Origin of the sequence: Magnetovibrio sp. PR-2, from assembly GCF_036689815.1 — a bacterium.
GTDB lineage: Bacteria > Pseudomonadota > Alphaproteobacteria > Rhodospirillales > Magnetovibrionaceae > Magnetovibrio.
The window spans coordinates 146,281-167,617 of the sequence record NZ_JBAHUR010000008.1 but is presented as its reverse complement, the minus strand read 5'-3'; the positions used below and the strand labels follow the sequence as shown (position 1 = coordinate 167,617).

Sequence of the window (21,337 nt, the reverse complement as noted above, 5' to 3'; positions counted from 1 at the left end):
GAGATGTGCTAAATATATACTCACAACTTATTATTGAGCATTGTTGTGATTAATATTTTCTCAGATTTTCAAAACCGCAGACCTTGGTGTGTTGTTGTCCTTGCACTGATCTTTGATCCAGTTGTGGCGATGATGTATTTGGGCAGAGGGCGTTTGGCGCTGATCTATTTGGCGTTTACGACCGTTTCTGTCCTATATATTTATTGGCCATTGGGACCGCTGCCCTTTGGCCTTTCTGCTGATATCAGCGTATTCATCTGGTCCATATCGTTAAAAATAGGCGGTGCAATTCACGGCTATGTCATCGCGCGCAGCAGAGGTTCTGTACCGCCTATGGTTTGGTTCTCTCGTTGGTATTGGATTGTGGGGCTGGCATTTGTGTTGCCGATTGCGGCAGGGTTTTCTTTTCAGTCTTTGGTGATGGAACGTTACCGCCTACCGTCCATAAGCATGGAGCCGACCATCAAGAGACTGGATACGTTTTGGGGCGAGAAGTATGCCTACGGTTATTCCGCTGCTTCGTTTGGTTTGAGTGCAACACCTGGAGAAAGACGGTTCTTCTATACGCCGCCCAAGCGTGGTGACGTGATTGTTTTTCTGTCGCCAGAACCCAATTCCACACCTTTTGTGAAACGCCTGATCGGGTTGCCCGGGGACAGTATTCAAATGAAAGGTGGGGTTCTTTTTATTAATGGTCAGAAAGTCGAACGCGAGCGGGTAGGGGATTACGTCCTCGAAGTCAAACATGATTATTTTAGAGGAAACCTCACCCTATATAGGGAAACCCTGCCCAATGGTGTGCAAGCGTCAATTGTTGAAAAAAACGACACATATCCTTTAGACAACACGCCAATTTATCACGTGCCGGAAGGCCACTTCTTCGTCCTGGGCGACAATCGCGATTATTCAACCGATAGCCGCACCGACGAAATCGGTTTCGTGCCCATGGAAGCCCTGGTCGGACGCATCATTCCGTAAGGCTTATGACCCTAAACCCGCTCAGACAAATTAATCGCCAACTTGGTGCCGAACTTGATCGCGCGGCTGAGTAGCGGGTAGGCCGGAGCGCTTTCCGCGCCGTGTTCATAACCAATGTCGCGGTGTTCCAGCTCTTCTTCGCGAAACTGCACACAGTGATCGCGCAGCTCTTTTTCGTCGTCGCCCAGCTTTTCGATTTGGTGTTGGTAGTGCTCGTCGATGGTTTCTTCGACGGCGACGGTGCAGGCCATGGCGGCTTTTTCACCCAGCAGAGCCGTACCTGCACCCAATGCAAATCCGGCGACGTGCCAAAACGGCATCAAGGCCGTGGGACGCACCCGGCGTTCGGACGCCATTTTGGTGAACGTGTCCAGGTGCACGTCTTCTTGCTCTTTCATGTGGCGGATCATGTCGCCCTTGGGGCCTTTGCCAAGCACAGCCAGTTGGCCTTGATAGATGCGCACCGCGCCATACTCTCCGGCTTGATCGACGCGGATGATGCGTTCGATCAGTTCGTCCTTGGTGGGGTCGCCGGGCATGCGTCCGCCAACCGGTGTGGTCGTGGGCGTGATGGAGGTGTCGATATCGGTGTCTTTGGTGCTCATTTTAATCTTCCCATTTGCGGGTTTTCAGCACGTAGCCGGAAATGACGGCTAAGCCCCCAGAGAATACAATATTCCACCCCGCCATGGAAACGCCCAAGAACGTCCAGTCCACCGCATCGCAAGCTTTGGGCTGGGGCTTGTCGAGACTGGCAAGGATGTCGGCGGCCGACATCACGGTGTTGACGTTGCCGCCACCACACCCGGCGGCGGACACCCACCAGTGCTGTTCCACCCCAACATGGTAGAAAGCAATGGCTGAGTTGATGGCGAACGCAATGGTGGCTAACGCAAAGAGGGGGCTCAGCCATTGAGGCCGGTAAAAGCCGATGCCGCCCAAAATCGCCACGACGGCGAACGGAATGCGCTGATAAAGGCACAGAATGCACGGCTCCAGATCGAAACCGTATTGTGCCGTATAGGCGAAAGCCAATGAGCCGACACCGATGGCGATCAGAATAACGGGGTAAAGGCGGGGCGCTGTTAACATGTGTTGAGCCTACATCACATACTTCACCGCGACAAAGCCGCCGAGCAATACGACAAAACCGATGGTGACCAAAATGCCCAGATACTTGTCGATAAATTCGCGGATGGGATCGCCGAAGTACCACAACAGCCACGCTTCCAAGAAAAAGCGAATGCCGCGCGAAATCACAGACGCGATCACGAAGGTCACGATGTTTAGGGCCGTCACGCCCGACGCGATGGTGATGACCTTGTAGGGGAACGGCGTCAGGCCCGCCATAGCGACCACCCACGCGCCCCACTCGTTGTACATCTGCTGGAATTCTTCGAATTTTTCCAGCTTGCCGTACATGTCCAAAATCGGCCCGCCCAGTTGTTCGAACAGGAAAAAGCCGATGCCGTAGCCCAGCATGCCGCCCAGGACCGAACCCAGGGTACACACGGCCGCGATTTTCCAAGCTTTTTCCCGGCACGCCAAAACCATCGGGATCAGCAAGATATCCGGTGGGATGGGGAAAACGGAGCTTTCAATGAACGCCACCAAGAATAACGCCCAAAGGGCATGTTCGTGTTCGGCAAGCTTCATGGTCCAATCGTAAGTGCGACGCAGCAAGGGCTTCGGTCCCCATTTCTCAGTTTTTGGTGCGGCCCTTGTCTAGCAGTCCCGGCACGTTTGAGCAATCACGGGTTTTTGCCCGGAAAATGAGGCATTTAGAGGGCGGAAATTTTGTGACAGTTCGGTGTTGACGCTGAGCAAACCCTGAGTATGATGGCCCCCGTTCACCAAAGATCACAGTGCCCCTGTGGCGGAACTGGTAGACGCGCGGGATTCAAAATCCCGTTCCCGCAAGGGAGTGTCGGTTCGATTCCGACTGGGGGCACCATCTTTGTTCAGTTTTGGGATGCCTGAAAGTCGCCGTGGGCGGCTTTTTTGTTGGGTTTTGGGGATCTGATCAGGATCCTGCATCAAACTTGGATATCTTCATCTAACAACGCGAGCGCTTTTGAGAGCATAGAGTTCAATCGCTCCCGCGCTTTGTGTGTTGATTTTTTGATGGTGTTCACAGCGTCATCGGTGATGAGCTTCAATTCGGCAATGGATTGTTCTGTTAAATGTTGAAGCGCGGATGAAGCACGCTTGGCTTCATCAATGACTTTTTCTGCAGCTTCAAGCGCATTTTCAGCCACGTCTTCTGGCGTGCGATCCGTTTCTTGTTCTTGGGATAATCTTGTTTTGGCGATTTCAAGGTTTTCAGAAACGGATTCAAGCATGTCTTGGGAAAGGGTTTGAATGTTTTCAATGGCCTGATCGGACTGGGTTTTCAATTCCTGAACGGCTTTCTGCGCCGTTTTCTCGATTTCCGTGATGGCATCCTGCGCTGCCTGCGACAATTTATTGGACGTCTCTACGCGGATGTCATCAATTTTTTGCGGACTGGGGTATCGCGCGCTCCGCTCATCGAACTCTTGCATGAGCGCTCTTAGCTTTGCCTTTTGGGCATCGGCCAACAGTTGTGCCGCTTTGACTTCGGCATCACTCATCAGCGTTGCAGACGCGACCTGACAGTCTGCTAAGACGCGCGCTTGGGCGACCTGTTGAATTTCGCTAATGTTGGAAACGGCAACGCTGATTTCATGCTGAAACAGGGTTGTCGCGGCAATGGCAGCCAGCTGCTTGTCACGATCGAACAGCTCATCAAGCTCAGCAACAGACCGGGTATGTTTGAGATACTCGGATATCATATTGGCCCTCCCGTGCCCCCTGCACATGTCTAGTATACAGCATAAAGAGCAGAAAAGGGGATGTTCGGCCTTTTGTTTCTGTTTCAGAGACTTAGTTGAGAGCGCTGAAACTAGAATGCGGTCTGTACCTGAAACATAATTTCGCGAAAAAGTTAAGAATTCATACGCGTCACTTGATTCCCCGTGCGCGAAATTCAATGAGGCTGCAATCGATCGGGTTTGGCACCGGTGGTGGTGTGTCCGGCGCCCAAGCTTTGTCGTATTCCCCTTCCACAAGATAAAGCTTCTTGACCACGTTCGCTTTTATGGCCCGGTTGGCCAGGGCGTGGAGGCGTTTTTCCAGGGGCTTGAGAATCGGGCGGCGCTTGGCGTCGACTTTGACGCGCCGGGTCATCAGTTCCATGTTGAAGGCATCGCGGATGCGCGGCTCGTTATAACACAGCATCCACATTTCATCTTGATCGAAGACTTCGAAAAACGGGGTGAAGGTAATCTTTTTCCGGCTGTTTTCCGGCTGAAGCTTGTAAGACGGCAACATGGCCTGGGCCGGCTCTACCGGGGCATTGGGATCGGGGTCATCCGCCGCCAAAACCGGCGCAGTGATCAGCGTTAACAACAGGGCTGGTACGAACACGTTCATGGCTTACTCCTCGGCATTCATGGGCGTAATTATCATATGATTCTAAAAAAGGCTCAATCCCTTAGAAACTGAAATAGAAACACTTCACAATATAGGGTATATAGCTAAAAAAAATGACGTAATTGTCCAGGAAAAAACCATGGATATTGCGACTCTTGTTGGGATTGTTTTTGGCTTAGGTGTTGTTTTCACAGCAATTTTCCTGGGCGGAGATATCGGGACGTTTATTAACGTTCCGAGTCTTTTGGTCGTGTTCGGCGGAACGTTGGCGGCCACGTTGATCAAATTCCCTATGAAAGATGTCCTTAAATCCCTCAAAACGGGGATTTCAATTGGGTTCAAAAACCCTGTGAACGACCCTCAGGAGCTTTACGAAAAAGCTCTCGAGTTGGCGAAAATTGTGCGCGACAAGGGCTTGCTGGGCCTGGAAAACGTGACCGTCGACAATGAACTGTTTCAACGCGGCATCTCCATGTGTGTGGACGGCCACAACGAAGAGGTCATTCGCGAGACGCTCGTGCGTACAGCGAACACCATGATCCATGATTCAGAAGCGGGCGAATCCATGTTTCGCGGCATTGGCGACGCGGCACCTGCGTTCGGCATGATCGGTACACTGGTCGGTCTGGTGCAGATGTTGAGCAACTTGTCTGATCCGGCGTCCATCGGTCCCGCTATGGCCATCGCAATGTTGACGACGTTTTATGGTGCTTTGATCGCAAACTTGATTGCCATTCCATTGGCTGAGAAACTCTCGATCAAGGCCGAGTTCGACCGCAACAACTTGGATTTGATCATGCAAAGTGTTTTGCAGCTTCAAAAGGGCCAAAACCCGAGCATTTTGGCTGAGATTCTCAGTGGCTACTTGCCCTCCGGCTCGGCCCCGCAACGCGACTAGTTGGATTGAGCATTGGGAAAAAAAGCACCACCAGCCGGCGCCCCAATGTGGATGGTCACCTTTGCGGACCTGATGGCGCTGCTGTTGACGCTGTTTGTGCTGTTGTTGACGTTTTCGGAAATGGACGTGATTAAGTATCAGTCTTTGGCGGGTTCCTTGTCAGAGGCGTTCGGTACATCGGAAACGTCCAAGCTGTCGGGCATGATTGAGATCGATGGGGCGGAACTGCGCCGTTCGGCCAGTGAAATTGCGCCGCCCGACGACACGCAAACCGAAAACATGCAAGAAGACGCCGATTACGAAAGCCAAAAAGAAAAAGAATATGTGGCGTCGTATGATCTGGGCGCCATGCAAGAAGAGATCAAAGAAGAAGCGCGCCGCCAACAAGAACAAAAACTCGAAGAGCTGAGCGGGATGCTCAAGAAGATTATCAACGATGAAGTTGCGGGTTCCGGGATCACCGTTGAAAAAGCCGGCAACGAAGTCGTCATCCGCTTTCCCAATGAAATCGCATTCCCGTCGGGCGGCGGTGATTTAACGTTTGAATTCGCAAGCATTTTAGACAAGCTCGCGCCCGCGCTGGTGAAAACCAAGGGGACGTTGATTGTATCGGGTCACACCGATAACATTCCCGTTAGTTCCGATGGACGGTATCGTTCGAACTGGGAATTGTCGGCGGCGCGCGCCACGTCCGTGGTGCACCAGTTGTTGGAATACAACGGCATCGCGCCGGAACGCATCACCATCCAAGGCTATGGCGAGAGCCGCCCGCTGGTGGCAAATGACAATGCTACAAATCGGGCGAAAAACCGCCGCGTTGAAATATCCGTTCGCGTGGAGCAATAGACGTCATGAAATTATTCAAATGGTCCGACGCCTATCTCACCAAAATTCGCGTGGTCGACGATGACCATAAAAATCTCTACGAGATGTTCAAGTTGATGCACAACGCCTATGCCACCAATAAGGACCCGGCGAAGGTCAAAAACATTGTCGAGCGTCTTCAGGTCTACGTTGACCATCACTTCGAACGCGAAGAGCAATTGATGGAAGGTGCCAACTACCCCAAATACGACCAGCACGTGGAGATTCATCGCAAGTATCAAGCAGAGATCGAATCTCTCACCCTGCTGATCAATAAAGAGCCCGAGACCATCCACCTTGGCAAAATCGTGGCGTATTTGTCGACGTGGTTGGACAATCACATCCGCAAAGTCGATATGCACTACGCGAAGTATATGCGTGGGCCTCACGTCGGTAAACGTGCACAAGAGGGCATATCCAAAGAGCCCAAAACGAAAGAGATTTTGGCTGAAGTTCCCTTGGACAAAGTCGAGGTCATCGAGCAGTTCATCGAGCTGGCGTTGGCCGACAAGGTTCCCGAAACTCTGCAAAAGCAGATTGAGGCGCACAACGCGCAAAAGCTGGCGCGCGCGCGCAAGTTGTTTGCGAAAGAATAAGACGGTTTATGTCAGCTCACGTGGTGTGTCGGGATGGCGGTTTTTGCGAACAGGCTGGCCGGCGGTGTGTCGTCAATGAGGACATCCGTGCGCCGTTCCGGGCCTTTGTAAGAGCTGAACATCCGCTTGCGGCGTCGGTCCGGGCCTAAGAACGTTGTTGATTTCACGAACGGACGGCGCTTTTCAATCACAGAGACAATGCGCGAATATAACGCCATTGCTGAAATGGGTTTGGATAAAAACTCATCCACGCCAGCATCGCGGGCTTCTTCCACACGATGCAGTTCCGTGTATCCGGTTAGCATGATGATGGGCAGAAACGGGTTTTGCGTATCATCCGACGTGCGCACCAAGCGCGTGAAATCAAGGCCGTCCAGCGGGGACATGCTCCAATCGCAAATCACGAAATCGGGTTGGAAGCTTTTCAGACACTTGAGTGCCTCAGCGCCATCGTCGGCTTCTTGTTTTTTGCGTATGCCAAACGCGCCCAACAGTTGGCGCACCAGATAGCGCATGTGTGGGTTATCATCGACGATGAGAACGCTGAGTTCGCTTAAGTCGTATGCCGTCAGTTGTTTCATGCCTTGGTCCACCTCAAAAAAAGATGTCATCGCTCGTGTTCAAACCGAGTGTGGCACTTTGGGGTAAACGTATTTTGTTGTTTTTGTGTCTCTCGCGTGAACATGGCCCCCCGCAGAACGTCGGAACGTTTTTTCACACCCATGCAAATCTTGACGTTTTTGGTGCGTTGACACAATTCAACAGACGGGTGAGGCGGCTAATGCATAAAGGTTATGCAGCATGTTAAGCTAAAGTATGACCTTACAACTGCCCAAAACCATTGCCCACAGGGGCGCTTCAGGCTCGGCACCGGAAAACACAATGGTGGCGTTTGAGCGTGCGGTTACCATGGGTGCTCAGGCGATTGAGTTGGACGTTACGCTCAGCGCCGATGGCGTGCCCATCGTCATGCATGACGAAACCTTGGAGCGCACCACAAATGGAGAGGGTCCGGTTATTCTCAAAAGCTGGGCGGATCTTTCAGAGCTCGATGCGGGAAGCTGGTTTGCTCAGGACTTTGGGGCTGCGCGCATACCCACCTTGCAAGAGGTTTTGGCGTTTGGTATCGCCAACGATGTTGCGCTGAATTTGGAGATCAAACCCACGCTGGGATGGGAAGGCCCGACGGTCAAAGCGATGGTTGATGTTTTGCGCGACTCGTCGGCGCGCACGGTGGTTTCATCCTTTAATGAGCGCGCGCTGGATCTTTTTCACACGTTACTGCCGAAGGCGAACATCGCCGTCTTGGTTGACGTTGTCCCGCCGCACTGGGCTGAACGCTTGGACCATTTCGACACGAACGCCCTACATGCATCGGATCCGTTCATCACCCAGGCCTTGGTTGACGAATTGGCACAGGCCGGGGTCACACTTCGGGTCTTCACCGTCAATGACCCCAAGCGGGCGCAACAGCTTTGGTCTTGGGGTGTAGCTTCGGTGTTTACCGACTTTCCTGACAAATTGGTTGGGCAGGTGTGATGCAGTTGATAAGCTGGCTGTAAACGAACACTTGGGAGTGTGAATTTGACCACCGAGCTTAGCCCCGATTTTGCTGGACGCATTCATGTGCGTTTGGGGATATCCAATGACAGTGTGCGCAGTGTCGATATCGACAGTACACGCCCCCAAGGTGTGACGAAGATGTTTGGCGGGCGCTCTGCGGAACAAACGGTGTTGATGTTGGGCATGATCTTTTCATTGTGCTCAACCGCGCAAACCGTTGCCGCGCTCACGGCGTGTGAAAAGGCGCTGGGGCTTCAACCGTCGGACTCAGAACAAGCGGCCCGCGACATTTTGCGTGAAGCCGAAATGCTCACCCAAACCTTGATGCGCATCGGGATGGACTGGCCCAAAGCTTTGGGCTTGCCCCCGGCCATTACGGCTGTGAAATGTGCCCTGTCGGCTCAATCGGAATTGCAGCACGCGATCTTTGGCCCCAATGATTGGAAACGCTTAGGCGGTTCAGGCTTTACGCCGAATAGGAAAGCCGTGCCCGACATTATCAATGGCTTGGAAGACGTGATTGCCCGCGATCTCTACGAAGATGGCCTGGTGGATAAAATTTTAGACACACTCGATACGCTGGGGATCAACGACTTTGGCGCGTTGGGTCCAGGCCAGAGCCCTGAAGTCGGTGCCCTGATGCGTCATTGGGATACGGCGGAAGTGAAGGGCGCGCGTGACGCGTATGGCGCTGGCTTGCGCGCACGTTTTGTCTCGCGCTTGGTGGATGTGAAGGTGTTGGAGCAATCGCAGAAAATTCTGTCGGACGGCCTCAGCCCGTGCGACCCAGACCGGACCGCACACAAAGATGCAGGTGCGGGTGAAGCTCAAGTCGAAACGGCCCGCGGGGCATTGATCCACAAGGTTGAAATCGAAGCTGGGCGGGTGAAAGCTTATGATGTTTTCGCGCCCACGGATGCGAACTTTGAGCCAGGCGGTGCGGTGGAGTTGGGCTTAAAGGGGGCTAGCGTGGGCGATCGTTCGGCGTTTGATCAAGCGGCGAACTTGCATGTCTTAGCCGTGGACCCGTGTGTGCTCTGTGAAGTGGAGATCGGTGATGACGGCTGACGACATTCTAGAAACCGTGCTGGATTTGGACCGCACTTATCCCACCGTGTTGGGTATGGGCGCGCACCTCAAAGCGAGCTTGTGTCTGATTGAAGGCGACAAAGCCTATTTGACCAAAACCGCCGGCGATATGGAAACGCTAGAAGCGGTCGAGCTTTACGAAGACATGTTGGGCAAGATGCTGGCGCGGGCCGGCGGGGCGGAGAACTTGGCCGCCACCGCGCACGATCTGCACCGCGATTTTCATTCCACCCAGTTTGCCGAAGGCTTAGGCCGCCCGACCTTGGCTGTGCAACATCATCATGCCCATATCGTTTGCGTCGCCGAAGAGCACAGCCATAAGGGGCCGCTGTTGGGCTTGGCGCTGGACGGCTTTGGTTTAGGGCCGGGGGATGAATCGTGGGGTGGGGAGTTGTTGGTGGTGGACGGGCATGCCTATGACCGTTTCGGCCATCTGTCACGCTTGGCTCAACCCGGCGGCGATATTGCGGCGCGCGAACCCTGGCGCATGGGCGCAGCAGCCCTTCATGCACTGGGTCATGGCTCAGAGATCGCTGAACGTTTTTCGCACCACCCCCACGCCGCCATGTTGGACGACATGATGAACCGTGAAATCAACAGCCCCGTGACGTCGAGCTGCGGACGTCTGTTTGACGCGGCGTGCGGACTGCTGGGTGTCCATGAAGTCGCCGCGTTTGAAGGCCAAGCGCCCATGGCTCTGGAAGCCCTGGCCACCGCGCCCACGGTGATGGGAGGCGATTGGAGCGTGGATGCAGACGGCATGTTGGACGTGCGGCCGTTGCTGTTGGAATTGGTGGGGATGGACCCGCAAGCGGGCGCTAATTTGTTCCACGGGACACTGTCTGTGGCCTTGACCGATTGGGTTTTGCAAGCCCGTGAACGCAGTGGCCTGAATACGGTGGGCTTTGGCGGCGGGTGTTTTTTCAACACAGTCGTACGCGACGCTTTGGTCCAAAATTTAACCAAAGAAGGCATGAGCGTTCTGGTGCCAAAAAAATTATCCCCCGGTGATGCAGGGTTGAGTTTCGGTCAAGCCATGACGGCGTGCTTGGCCCTGGAAGACGGCCAGCTTTAAACATCCCCAATACCCGGCGAAATATTGCGTCCCCGTCCCTCAGTGGCGGAGCTGACTTGCGGCGGCGGCGGCGCGGCGCGCTGGCTGCAATCGGCGCGTTCGCACAATCGGCACGCGATGCCGACGGGGGTCGGGGTGTGAGCGTGCTCGATGTCTATGCCGTCGGAATAGATCATGCGCCGTGCATCACCCACCTCACAGCCAATGGAAATGGAATAGTGGCTTTGCGGCATGCCGTAAGCCAGACGCGGTTTGCTCACGGTGCGCGCCACGTTGAAATAGCGAGACCCGTCGGGCAGGCGGTCCAACTGTGCACGGATGGCGCCGGGGGTCATGAACGCCTGGTGCACCGCCCAACGCGGGCACGCGCTGCCGTATTTGGGGATGCGCAGGCCAGAAGCACTGAACCGCTTGGAGATATTGCCCGCAACGTCCACGCGGATCAGGTGCAAAGGAATACCCGACTTGTTGGGATTGCGCAGATTGGTGAGGCGGTGACACGCCTGTTCGAAACTGGTGGCGAAGTGCTGGCTGATCTGATCGATGTCATAGCGCGTGACTTCGGCGGTCTCCAACACGTCGTCATAGGGCATGAGGCAGGCCCCAGCGAAATAGTTGGCGAGGGCGGCAATGCCTCGTGTGCGGGCTGCTTCGTTAGGCAGCTCCGGCACGTTGGCGAGGTCAGCCAAGAGCGGGCCGTACGACATTTTCCCGGAAAACAGCGCCAAGTGGAAGTTGAGACTGGCCTGGGGAAGCGCGCGCGACACCACCAGCTGGCGACGTTCTTCGTCATAGACCGTGGCGGCAGAGGTATGGATGTCGGGTGGGGCGGTTTCGATGGTTACACCATGCTTTTCCAGCAAATATCCGGCTAAGCGCATATGGGGCGATGCACTCTCCAACCCTGCTTCGCGGCGCAAATCGTCGGCGGCGTCTTCCAATGCGGTGAAATGGTTGTTGTTGGCCTGCATATAGTCGGTGACGGCTTCAGTCGGAGACAGGCCACCGGCAACGTCCATTAGGCCGTCACCTGTAATCAGCCCCAACATATCGGTCACGGCTTCTGACAGGTTTTCAGATTCGTCCATGACAATTTTGGAAAAGTCATGGCGTTCGTTCGCGCTCAAATCTTCGGTATCGTGGAGGATTTCCGAAAACGACAAAATCGACGTCAAAAGCATGCGCAAACGGTAGCCTGCGTTGGAAATGACGGGGTCTTGAGCCAGGCGTTCAGAGACCATTTGTAAATCTTCGTGAGACTTCCGGTAGGCGCTATAGGCTTTGACAACGGCTTGGCAGAGCTCTGGCGCATCCGCCACCAAGGTGCCGACATCGGTGTCGGAAAGCTGAAAATCTTCGAACATGGGGTCGCGCAGGGTTTCGGCGACCTCGGCTGTCAGCAGGTTTTCTTGCTGCGGATAAAAGACCTGAGGGTCTACTTCCAAGATCTGGCTGAGGCGCAATAACAGCGGAACCGTAAGGGTGCGGCGGTTGTGTTCAATCAAATTGAGATAACTTGCGGATATACCCAACTGGTCGGCCAGCTTGACTTGGGAAAGTCCACGATCATTGCGAAGTTTGCGCAAACGGGTCCCCAACATGATGTTTTTTACCATTTGTACACAACCTTTTGAAATTTACATAATTTACAAGTTTACAACATGATTATTTTCAACGTTAACATAAAAAAGCACCTATTTGCAAAATGTTGTCGACTTTGGTCGGGGTTTAGTGAAAATTCTTTACTGTCAAAGTGACGAGGGATAGGGCGAAAAGCAAAAAATGTGGACCTCCCCAAGGCTCATCTCTCACAGATGTCACTTAACCGTATCTCCGGATTGGGCCGGAAGCGGTGACGACATAAACCATCAGGGAGTTACAATATGTCTGATATTTCTCGCCGTAGCGTGTTGAAAGCTGGTGCCGCAACTGGTGTCGCTTTGTCCACGCCGCTGATTTTTACCCGCAATGCAAACGCTTTTACCAACGCACCGACGGGTGGCAGCGTGACGTTGGGTTTCAACGTTCCGCAAACGGGTGCTTATTCTGAAGAAGGTGCAGATGAACTGCGCGCATACAAACTGGCTGTCGAACACCTCAATGGTGGCGGCGACGGCGGTATGATGAACACCATGAAGCCGCTGTCTCTCAAAGGTAACGGCATCTTGGGCAAAAAAGTCGAATACGTCACGGGTGACACGCAAACCAAATCTCCGGCTGCTCGTGCATCTGCTAAGCGTATGATCGAAAAAGACGGCGCTATCATGATTACCGGCGGTTCTTCCTCCGGTGTTGCTATCGCTGTTCAAGGTCTGTGCAACGAAGCCAAATTGATGTTCATGGCTGGTTTGACGCACTCCAACGACACCACCGGTAAAGACAAAAAGCGTTATGGCTTCCGCCACTTCTTCAACGCTTACATGTCCGGTCAAGCTCTGGCTCCGATCTTGGAAAAAGAGTTCGGTAAAGATCGTCGCGCCTATCACCTCACGGCTGACTACTCCTGGGGCTGGACGCAAGAAGAATCGATCAAAAACGCCACCGAAAAACTCGGCTGGTCGACGGTTCAGCCGGTTCGCACGCCTTTGACGCAAACTGACTTCTCGTCCTACATCACCCAGGCCATCAACTCCGATGCCGACGTTTTGGTTCTGAACCACTATGGTAAGAACATGAACGACTCCTTGTCTGCTGCTGTTGCTTTCGATCTGCGCAACAAAATGGCGAAAACCGGCAAGAAGTGGGAAGTCGTTGTTCCCCTGTTCTCGCGTAAAATGGCGCAAGGCTCGGGCGAAGACATCAAAGGTATCTTGGGTACCACCAACTGGAACTGGTCCTTGTCCGCAGAAGATTCCGATGCAGGTACGCCGGCATTCGTGAAATCCTTCGCCAGCAAGTACGGCTTCCCGCCGTCCATGGCTGCACACACCTGCTACGTTCAAACGTTGCTGTATGCAGATGCTTGCGAACGCGCTGGTACCTTCGATCCGGCTGGTGTTATTCCGGCTCTGGAAGGCCTCAAGTTCAATGGTATGGGCAACGGCGATGTCGAATATCGCGCTGCTGATCACCAGTGCTTCAAAGACGTTCTGGTTGTTCGCGGTAACGAAAACCCGACCTCTCAGTTCGATCTGTTGAAAGTTGAACAAATTGTTCCGCGTGCTCAAGTTGAGTATGACGCAGCAATGTTCGGCGGCGACTTGGGCCCGATCTAAGTTTCGCCTCGACCGCGGGATTGTGGCGCTGAAACTTCGGTTTCAGCGCCACGAAACCCACTTTACTTCAATGCAAACCGCTAACATCCAGCGCGCGCCGCGCGCTACAGAGATGGATTGGGTGCAATGGACGCTATATTTATTCAAATTCTAAACGGCCTTGATAAGGGTGCTGCCTATGCCCTCATCGCTCTTGGGCTCACTTTGGCTTTCGGTACACTGGGTATCGTGAACTTCGCCCACGGCGTGTTGTTCATGTTGGGCGCTTTTTGCGCGGTGTCTGTAAACCAACTTCTGTCGGTTTCTGAAAAGGTCCGTGATGAAAGCATCACGTTCTTCGAGGCCTACAAAGAAATCCCCTATCTGGAAACATGGTTGGGTGAAACCGGGACGATGATCATCGACTATTCGGTGCCCATATCGATCCTGTTTACCATACCCATGATGGCGTTGATCGGCATCGCTATGGAGCGCGGCCTGATCCGTTATTTCTATAAGCGTACCCACGCGGAACAGATTCTGGTGACGTTTGGTCTGGCCATCGTGGTCCAGGAAATCGTCAAACACTTTTACGGTGCCAACCCCATTCCCATGGGTGCACCCGACGTCGTTTCCGGCAGTGCCAACATTGGCGCGTGGATCGGTCTCGGCGAAGGTGTCGTTTATCCGTGGTGGCGTTTGATTTATGCCTTCTTCGCCTTTACCTTGATCGGTGGCGTGTTTGCGTTCTTGCAGTACACGACCTATGGCATGGTTGTTCGCGCCGGTATGGCGGACCGTGACACGGTCGGCTTGATGGGCATCAATATTCAGCGTCGTTTCACCATTGTGTTCGCCTTGGCGGCTGTTGTCGCAGGCTTGGCGGGGACCATGTACACCCCGATTGTCGCACCGGATTATCACATGGGTATGGAACTGTTGGTTCTGTCCTTTGTTGTGGTGGTTGTCGGCGGCATGGGCTCGCTTCCTGGCGCTGTTGCGGCCGGGTTCTTGCTGGGCATCATGGAATCGTTCGCCTCGATGAATGAAATTAAACAAATTATTCCAGGCATTGACCAAATCATCATCTATTTGGTTGCCGTGGTCATCTTGTTGGTCCGCCCGCGTGGGTTGATGGGCCGCAAGGGTGTGATGGAGAGCTAAGTCATGAGTATTTCAACCTCTTCCAGCCCTCGCAAAGATATGCTGCTGATGGTCGTCTTTTCGGCCGCGGTGTTGACCATGCCGATCTGGCTGGAACCCATCGGTGCGGCTTATCCGGATTTGATGCAGAAATTTGCAATCTTTGGCATCTTCGCCATTGGTTTCAACATTCTGTTCGGTTTGACGGGCTATCTGTCCTTTGGTCACGCCGCGTTCTTGGGTGTTGGTTCGTATGCGGCGGTTTGGTCGTTTAAACTGCTGACCATGAACGTCGTTCCGGCGATCCTCTTTGCGGTTTTGATCGCTGGCGCGTTTACCTTGTTGATCGGTTTTATCAGCTTGCGTCGTTCCGGCATTTACTTCTCAATCCTGACGCTGGCGTTTGCCCAGATGTCATACAACTTGGCATACTCCGTTCTGACGCCGATCACCAACGGTGAAACCAGCTTGCAGCTGGAAGCCGCTGATCCGCGGATTTTGGATGCAGAGCGTGCCGCAAGCGAAGGCCTGCCTTCCACGAACTTCTTCGGTATGAAGATGAGCGATTGGGACGGCAACTTCGGGTTCTACTTCTGTGCGGTCATTCTCATTCTCGCATTCTATGTCTCGCTTCGGATTTTCCGTTCGCCCTTCGGTTTGAAGTTGGCGGCGATTAAGTCCAACCAAACGCGGATGAGCTACACGGGCTTTAACACACGTCCGTACTTGTTGGCGGCGTTTGTGATCTCCGGCTCGTATGCGGGTTTGGCTGGGGCCTTGATGGCCGTGACCGATCCTTTGGCGGGTGCGGAACGTATGCAGTGGACGGCTTCGGGTGAGGTGGTTTTGATGACCATCTTGGGCGGTGTCGGCACTTTGTTCGGTCCGATCATCGGTGCGGGCATCATCAAATACTTCGAAAACATCTTCTCGGCCTTCAACGAACAGGTATTGCAAGACATCTTCTCGTTCCTGCCGGACATTTTAGCAAATGTCATGGTGTTCCTCGTCGATCCGTTCGTCGGAAAAGGCTGGCACTTGACCTTGGGCGCGTTGTTCATGGTGATTGTGATCTTCCTGCCCGGTGGCATTGTCGAAGGTGTGAACAAGATTAAGGCTTTTGTGACGAAGTCGAAGTTCGATGAAACCGCGTCTTCCGACACACAAGCGAATGAGGGGTAAGGGACATGAGTGAAACAGAAAACATCGTCCTGGACGTCTCAGGCGTAAACAAAACCTTCGGTGGCTTGAAAGCGCTGACCGACATCAACTTGAAGATCAAGGAAGGCGAAACACACGCCATCATCGGTCCGAACGGTGCAGGTAAATCCACGTTGTTGAACGTGTGCATCGGCCGCTTGGAACCCGATAACGGCTCTGTGATGTTTGGCGACATTCCGCTGACCGGCAAAACGCCGTATCAGATCAACCAAGCAGGTGTGGTGCGCGTGTTCCAAACGCCGGAAATCTTCCCGGAACTGACGGTTTTGGAAAACGTCATGATCCCGGCTTTGGCCAAACGCGACGGTGAATTTAAATTCAATCCGTTCAAGTCCATGGGCAAAGAAGCCGAGATCCGCGATCTCGCTGAAGAAGTCTTAGTCGACATGGCTTTGGAAAATCAAAAGCATGGGCATTCCGGCTCCATGTCACGTGGTGACAAACGCCGTCTGGAATTGGCCATGGGTCTGATCCAAAAGCCTAAGTTGTTGCTGTTGGACGAACCGACCGCTGGTATGGCGCGTCACGACACCAACCGGACCATCGACATCTTGAAGCGTTTGAAGACTCGCGGTATGACCAAAGTCATCATTGAGCACGACATGCACGTTGTGTTCAGCTTGGCTGATCACATCTCGGTCTTGGCGCAAGGCGCAATCATTGCTGACGGCAAGCCCGACGAAGTGCGTGGCAGCCCGAAAGTTCAAGAAGCATATCTTGGCGGAGCACACCTATGAGCGATCAAAATCTTGGCATCGATTTGGGCGATGTCGGCAATACGCCGACCGCCGAAAAAATCACAAACGAAGGTTCTGCGCACGCCTATTTCTCGGCGTGGGATCTTCACTCCTACTACGGTGAGAGCTACATCGTTCAAGGTGTCAGCTTCGACATTCACGAAGGTGAAATCGTCGCACTCTTGGGCCGCAACGGTGCAGGCAAAACCTCCACGCTGCGTTCCATCGCCCGCATGGACGACCCGGAACTGCGCCACGGCGAAGTTTGGTTGGATCACCAACCGTTGCACAATATGGAATCTTGGCAGGCAGCCCGCAACGGCGTTGCCCTGGTTCCCGAAGACCGCAACATCATCCCCGGTTTGACCGTGGAAGAAAACTTGTCGCTGGCACAAATCGCACCGCCGATTGGCTGGTCCATTGAACGTATCTACGAACACTTCCCGCGCTTGGCGGAACGCCGCAATCAAGAAGGCGTGACCCTGTCGGGTGGTGAACAGCAAATGTTGGCTGTTGCCCGTGCCTTGGCCCGTGACGTCAAACTGTTGTTGTTGGACGAACCCTATGAAGGTTTGGCACCGGTTATCGTTCACGAGATCGAAAGCATTCTCGAAAGCGTGAAGAAACTGGGCATGACGTCCATCATCGTGGAACAAAATGCGATTGCGGCACTGCACTTGGCAGACCGGGCAATCATCTTGGATATGGGCGAGGTCGTGTTTAACGGCACCGCTCAAGAGGTTCTCGATAACAAAGAACTTCGCGACGAATATCTGGCGATCTAACGTTTTTCCCTCGCAAGTGGGAAAGACACTCATCACTCCTACCCCCCTTGCTCGTCAGATGCCGTAAGGCCCCAGGGTTATTCCTGGGGCCTTATTGGTTTTTGGGCGTTTCGCACCTGCGAGACGCGATAGATGACAATTTCGTACAAAATCGTTAGGATGCGTCACAGTGAGGACGTTCCGCAGCGCTGAAAATTCGACAACACAACTAAAAAGTCGATCTGAGTGCGGAATTGAATACGAATATGGGGATAGGGAACATCACGCGTATGACGCATTCTGTTTTGGTGGTGGAGGACGAACCGAACATCGTTCTGTCACTTCAGTTCATCATGAAACGCTCAGGCCATGACGTCCGCATTGCTGAGGACGGCGAAGCCGCGCTCGACGCCATGCATGAGCAAACGCCTGATGTGGTTCTGTTGGACGTTATGCTGCCCAAACGCGACGGCTTATCGGTTTGCGAAGTCATTCGCGCCAATCCAGATTGGTCGGATGTGAAGATTCTGATTTTAAGCGCCAAAAGCCGTGAAGCAGACAAAGAAAAAGCCATGTCATTGGGGGCGGACGACTACATCACCAAACCCTATTCGACCCGCGATGTCTGTGATCGCGTGAATTCGCTGTTGGGGCTCGAAGGCTGCACCATTTCTTAACTGTCTGAACAAGTTGATCTTTTATGAAGCGCACAGGACGCAAGCAGGAATGGTCGTTGACGCTGTTTATGTTCGGCGTTGTCATGTTCTTGCCGCCTGTGATCGGCATTTATAATCACTCGGTCTTGGTGTTGGGTTTGCCGGTGACCTACTTAGTTTTGTTCGGCGTTTGGGCATTTATAATCGTAGCGATTTTCATTGGTGCCAGGCCCAGCCCCTTGCGCAAAGACGGCGCGGCGAGCGGGCAGGCGATGGAACCGACATTTCCAGATACCGACGCGCGCAGGCGGAGCTAAGCCATGCAAGGCGGTTTGGTAGTTTTTGCGTCCATTTTGTATATCTGCGCTTTGTTCGCCATCGCTTACTTTGGGGATAAAGCGGCAGAGCGCGGGCGCTCGATCACCAAAAACCCGTATATCTACACCTTATCCATCGCGGTCTTTTGTACATCGTGGACGTTTTATGGATCCGTGGGCTTAGCCGCGCGTTCCGGCCTGGATTTTTTGCCGATTTATATTGGGCCTACGTTGGTCTTTGCCGTGTGGTCCGTGGGCTGGGTGAAGATCTTGCGGATTTGCAAAGTTAACCGCATCACGTCCATCGCCGAATTTATTTCGTCGCGCTATGGCAAAAGTTCCATCTTAGGTGCTTTGGTCGCCATCATCGCGGTGATCGGCACCACGCCATATATTTCTTTGCAGCTGAAATCGATCGCCACCAGCTTTGAAATCATCACGAACCATTCCGAGGAAGATTCCATCATCAGTCCGGTGTTGTCCCAGTTTGGTTTGGATACGACGTTTTTGATTGCCCTATTGTTGGCAGTCTTTTCCATTTTGTTTGGCACCCGCCACATTGACGCCAGTGAACACCACCAAGGCATCGTTGCCGCCATTGCGTTTGAGTCCATCGTCAAATTGTTTGCATTTTTGGCTGTGGGCTTCTTTGTGACCTTCGGTGTGTACGATGGCTTTGGCGATTTGTTTGCGAAAGCTCAAAACGCTGAGCTGAATCATTTGTTTACGGTGAACCCGGACGATGGATATGCGCGCTGGGTGACGATGATCATCTTGTCCATGTTGGCGATCATCTGCTTGCCGCGTCAGTTCTATATTACGGCTGTTGAAAACACGGATGAGAACCACTTACGCACCGCCGTGTGGCTGTTCCCTTTGTATCTTTTGCTGATCAATATTTTTGTTTTGCCGATTGCGATCAGCGGACGATTGATGATGAGCAGCATGGATGCGGACATGTTTGTTCTGACCGTGCCGATGTATTACGACAATGGCGCTCTCGCGCTGTTGGCGTTCATTGGTGGGTTGTCTGCGGCGACGTCAATGGTCATTGTTGCGGCCATCGCGTTGTCGACCATGGTGTGTAACAACATCGTTGTACCGATGTTGGTGAAGATGCGTTGGGTTGATCTGGAACGCAGCGCCAACATCTCTAGCCTTTTGCTGTTGATCCGCCGCGCGTCCATCATCGGCATTTTGATTTTAGGCTATGCCTACTTCCGCATTGCGTCGGAATCGTATTCGTTGGTGACCATTGGTTTGGTGTCGTTTGCCGCGGCTGCTCAATTTGCCCCTGCGATCATCGGCGGCATGTTTTGGAAAGAAGCTTCGCTCAAAGGTGCGTTGGCGGGTATGAGCTTGGGCACCTTGGTGTGGGCTTACACGTTGTTGTTGCCATCCTTTGCCCAGTCGGGCTGGCTGCCCACCAGCTTGATCGACTATGGTCCGTTCGGAATCGAATTTTTGCGCCCCTATGCCTTGTTCGGCATGGATGGTTTGGACAATCTTTCGCATTCGATGTTTTGGAGCATGTTGGTCAACATTTCCGCCTATGTGATCGGCTCGTTGCTGACGCGCCAAAGCACCATCGAGCGCATTCAAGGCACCATGTTTGTTGACGTGTTTTTGTATACCGAAGGTCTGAAAGATCCGCGCTTTTTGAAGGGGTCTGCCACCATTGGCGATTTGTGCAATTTGGTCGGACGTTTCGTCGGCGAAGATCGGGCGTCCAAAGCCTTTCGCGATTTTTCCACGGACCAAGGCGTTTTGTATCGCCCCAACTTGATCGCCGACACATCCTGGTTGGATTTGGCGGAAAAGATGTTGTCCGGTGCGGTCGGCGCGGCGACGTCGCGTGTGATGATCGGCTCGGTCGTCAAAGGCGGTATCGTGAGTTTGGACGAGATGTACAAGATCTTGGACGAGACCTCTCAAGCCATTCAGTACTCGCGTATGCTGGAAACCAAATCGCGTGAATTGGAAGAAACCACGACCAAGCTGCAAGCTGCCAACGAACGGCTGAAAGAGCTCGACTCGCTGAAAGACGATTTCCTCAACACCATTTCGCACGAATTGCGCACGCCGTTGACCTCTATCCGCGCGTTTTCAGAAATTTTGTCGGAAACGCCCGACGTCAGCGAAGAAGAAACGGAACACTTTTTGCTCGTCATCCGCAAAGAGAGCGAACGTTTGTCCCGTCTCATCGATCAAATCTTGGATTTGGCTAAAATGGAATCCGGGCAAATGGACTGGGCGCTGGCGAACGTTGATTCCCGCGTTGTGGTCGAACAGGCCATCGCGGCCATGTCGGGTCTGATGAAAGAACGCAAGATCAACCTGCGAGTGGACCTAGCCGCAGGCATGCCCATGATCAAGGCCGACGCGGATCAGTTGGTGCAGGTGTTGGTGAACCTCTTGTCCAACGCTGCGAAATTCTGTGCCCAGCCCGGCGGTCACGTTATGGTCGTTGCCCGGGTGCAGCAAGGCTCTTTGCAGATCAGTGTGACGGACAACGGCGACGGCGTTCCGGATGAGAAGAAAGCCGAAGTCTTTGAGAAGTTCCACCAGTTCAACCAAGGCACCGACAAGATGCCCCGTGGAACGGGTCTCGGCCTCGCGATTTGCCGTGAAATCATTTCGTTTTTGGGCGGATCCATCTGGGTCGACGATAACCCAGACGAACAAGGTGCGCGTTTCAGCTTCACCGTGCCGTTGGCGCAAGTGGACGGCTACTTGGCCGAAGAACGCAAGCGCGGCGGGCGCGAAGAACCGGTCACAATCTAGTCTAG

Annotated in this window: 22 protein-coding genes, 1 tRNA gene and 1 pseudogene; 17 read left to right on the top strand and 7 right to left on the bottom strand. The window is 53.5% G+C overall.

Annotation, left to right across the window (positions count from 1 at the left end; all coding sequences use genetic code 11):
• Positions 1–45 precede the first annotated feature (45 nt).
• A complete protein-coding gene (gene lepB / locus V5T82_RS11630; RefSeq protein ID WP_332895807.1) occupies positions 46–978 on the top strand; it encodes a signal peptidase I in 933 nt (310 codons plus the stop codon).
• An 11-nt stretch (positions 979–989) separates the two neighbouring features.
• On the opposite strand, the gene V5T82_RS11625 is transcribed toward lepB, so the two are convergent.
• From V5T82_RS11625 to V5T82_RS11615, 3 genes are read right to left on the bottom strand one after another with little or no spacing between them, the layout of a single operon-like run.
• Positions 990–1,583, bottom strand: a complete 594-nt coding sequence (locus V5T82_RS11625; protein WP_442917620.1) for a demethoxyubiquinone hydroxylase family protein — start codon at positions 1,581–1,583, stop codon at positions 990–992.
• Between the two features lies 1 nt (position 1,584).
• Complete coding sequence (locus V5T82_RS11620; protein ID WP_332895806.1) at positions 1,585–2,070, bottom strand: disulfide bond formation protein B; 486 nt, start codon at positions 2,068–2,070, stop codon at positions 1,585–1,587.
• Between the two features lie 9 nt (positions 2,071–2,079).
• Positions 2,080–2,661: a YqaA family protein gene (locus V5T82_RS11615; protein WP_332895805.1), complete on the bottom strand. Its 582-nt coding sequence runs from the start codon at positions 2,659–2,661 to the stop codon at positions 2,080–2,082.
• A gap of 184 nt (positions 2,662–2,845) precedes the next feature.
• Here V5T82_RS11615 and V5T82_RS11610 point away from each other — a divergent pair.
• A tRNA-Leu gene (locus tag V5T82_RS11610) sits at positions 2,846–2,932 on the top strand.
• An 82-nt stretch (positions 2,933–3,014) separates the two neighbouring features.
• On the opposite strand, the gene V5T82_RS11605 is transcribed toward V5T82_RS11610, so the two are convergent.
• A complete protein-coding gene (locus V5T82_RS11605) occupies positions 3,015–3,791 on the bottom strand; it encodes a hypothetical protein (protein WP_332895804.1) in 777 nt (258 codons plus the stop codon).
• Positions 3,792–3,960: 169 nt separating this feature from the next.
• On the bottom strand, positions 3,961–4,431 hold the full coding sequence (locus V5T82_RS11600) for a hypothetical protein (protein WP_332895803.1): 471 nt from the start codon (positions 4,429–4,431) through the stop codon (positions 3,961–3,963).
• Positions 4,432–4,570: 139 nt separating this feature from the next.
• Here V5T82_RS11600 and V5T82_RS11595 point away from each other — a divergent pair, with 139 nt between their 5' ends.
• The 3 genes from V5T82_RS11595 to V5T82_RS11585 are packed head-to-tail and all read left to right on the top strand — an operon-like array spanning position 4,571 to position 6,789.
• The gene (locus V5T82_RS11595) at positions 4,571–5,329 is read left to right on the top strand and encodes a motility protein A (RefSeq protein ID WP_332895802.1); all 759 of its coding nucleotides are present in this window, start codon (positions 4,571–4,573) and stop codon (positions 5,327–5,329) included.
• A 12-nt stretch (positions 5,330–5,341) separates the two neighbouring features.
• Positions 5,342–6,175 carry an OmpA family protein gene (locus V5T82_RS11590; protein ID WP_332895801.1) on the top strand — a complete coding sequence of 278 codons (834 nt, stop codon included), beginning with the start codon at positions 5,342–5,344 and terminating at the stop codon, positions 6,173–6,175.
• A gap of 5 nt (positions 6,176–6,180) precedes the next feature.
• Positions 6,181–6,789 carry a bacteriohemerythrin gene (locus V5T82_RS11585; RefSeq protein WP_332895800.1) on the top strand — a complete coding sequence of 203 codons (609 nt, stop codon included), beginning with the start codon at positions 6,181–6,183 and terminating at the stop codon, positions 6,787–6,789.
• A gap of 11 nt (positions 6,790–6,800) precedes the next feature.
• On the opposite strand, the gene V5T82_RS11580 is transcribed toward V5T82_RS11585, so the two are convergent.
• Positions 6,801–7,370 carry a response regulator gene (locus tag V5T82_RS11580; protein WP_332895799.1) on the bottom strand — a complete coding sequence of 190 codons (570 nt, stop codon included), beginning with the start codon at positions 7,368–7,370 and terminating at the stop codon, positions 6,801–6,803.
• 235 nt (positions 7,371–7,605) lie between these two features.
• On the opposite strand from V5T82_RS11580, the gene V5T82_RS11575 reads away from it, so the two are divergent.
• From V5T82_RS11575 to V5T82_RS11565, 3 genes are read left to right on the top strand one after another with little or no spacing between them, the layout of a single operon-like run.
• A complete protein-coding gene (locus V5T82_RS11575; protein ID WP_332895798.1) occupies positions 7,606–8,328 on the top strand; it encodes a glycerophosphodiester phosphodiesterase family protein in 723 nt (240 codons plus the stop codon).
• Between the two features lie 45 nt (positions 8,329–8,373).
• The gene (locus tag V5T82_RS11570; protein ID WP_332895797.1) at positions 8,374–9,420 is read left to right on the top strand and encodes a hypothetical protein; all 1,047 of its coding nucleotides are present in this window, start codon (positions 8,374–8,376) and stop codon (positions 9,418–9,420) included.
• Positions 9,410–10,516, top strand: coding sequence for a Kae1-like domain-containing protein (locus V5T82_RS11565; protein WP_332895796.1), 1,107 nt, complete (start codon positions 9,410–9,412; stop codon positions 10,514–10,516). The genes V5T82_RS11570 and V5T82_RS11565 overlap by 11 nt, the downstream gene beginning before the upstream one ends.
• Here the strand turns inward: V5T82_RS11565 and V5T82_RS11560 are convergent.
• A complete protein-coding gene (locus tag V5T82_RS11560; RefSeq protein ID WP_332895795.1) occupies positions 10,513–12,132 on the bottom strand; it encodes a helix-turn-helix domain-containing protein in 1,620 nt (539 codons plus the stop codon). The genes V5T82_RS11565 and V5T82_RS11560 overlap by 4 nt on opposite strands.
• Before the next feature lie 267 nt (positions 12,133–12,399).
• On the opposite strand from V5T82_RS11560, the gene V5T82_RS11555 reads away from it, so the two are divergent.
• The 9 genes and pseudogenes from V5T82_RS11555 to V5T82_RS11520 all read left to right on the top strand — a co-directional run bounded on the left by V5T82_RS11555 (position 12,400) and on the right by V5T82_RS11520 (position 21,332).
• Positions 12,400–13,731, top strand: coding sequence for a substrate-binding protein (locus V5T82_RS11555; RefSeq protein ID WP_332895794.1), 1,332 nt, complete (start codon positions 12,400–12,402; stop codon positions 13,729–13,731).
• Positions 13,732–13,857: 126 nt separating this feature from the next.
• Positions 13,858–14,874 carry a branched-chain amino acid ABC transporter permease gene (locus V5T82_RS11550; RefSeq protein WP_332895793.1) on the top strand — a complete coding sequence of 339 codons (1,017 nt, stop codon included), beginning with the start codon at positions 13,858–13,860 and terminating at the stop codon, positions 14,872–14,874.
• 3 nt (positions 14,875–14,877) lie between these two features.
• Positions 14,878–16,035 carry a branched-chain amino acid ABC transporter permease gene (locus V5T82_RS11545; RefSeq protein WP_332895792.1) on the top strand — a complete coding sequence of 386 codons (1,158 nt, stop codon included), beginning with the start codon at positions 14,878–14,880 and terminating at the stop codon, positions 16,033–16,035.
• A gap of 86 nt (positions 16,036–16,121) precedes the next feature.
• Positions 16,122–16,526: pseudogene (locus tag V5T82_RS18250) on the top strand (ATP-binding cassette domain-containing protein); the annotation flags it as partial.
• Entirely contained in the window at positions 16,500–16,811 is a 312-nt protein-coding gene (locus tag V5T82_RS18245) for an ABC transporter ATP-binding protein C-terminal domain-containing protein (RefSeq protein WP_442917625.1), read from the top strand. The pseudogene V5T82_RS18250 and the gene V5T82_RS18245, both read left to right, overlap by 27 nt.
• Positions 16,808–17,596, top strand: a complete 789-nt coding sequence (locus V5T82_RS11535; RefSeq protein WP_332895790.1) for an ABC transporter ATP-binding protein — start codon at positions 16,808–16,810, stop codon at positions 17,594–17,596. The genes V5T82_RS18245 and V5T82_RS11535 overlap by 4 nt, the downstream gene beginning before the upstream one ends.
• Positions 17,597–17,865: 269 nt before the next feature.
• Positions 17,866–18,252 carry a response regulator transcription factor gene (locus V5T82_RS11530; RefSeq protein WP_332895789.1) on the top strand — a complete coding sequence of 129 codons (387 nt, stop codon included), beginning with the start codon at positions 17,866–17,868 and terminating at the stop codon, positions 18,250–18,252.
• A gap of 23 nt (positions 18,253–18,275) precedes the next feature.
• Positions 18,276–18,548, top strand: coding sequence for a hypothetical protein (locus V5T82_RS11525; protein WP_332895788.1), 273 nt, complete (start codon positions 18,276–18,278; stop codon positions 18,546–18,548).
• Between the two features lie 3 nt (positions 18,549–18,551).
• The gene (locus V5T82_RS11520; protein ID WP_332895787.1) at positions 18,552–21,332 is read left to right on the top strand and encodes an ATP-binding protein; all 2,781 of its coding nucleotides are present in this window, start codon (positions 18,552–18,554) and stop codon (positions 21,330–21,332) included.
• Positions 21,333–21,337 lie beyond the last annotated feature (5 nt).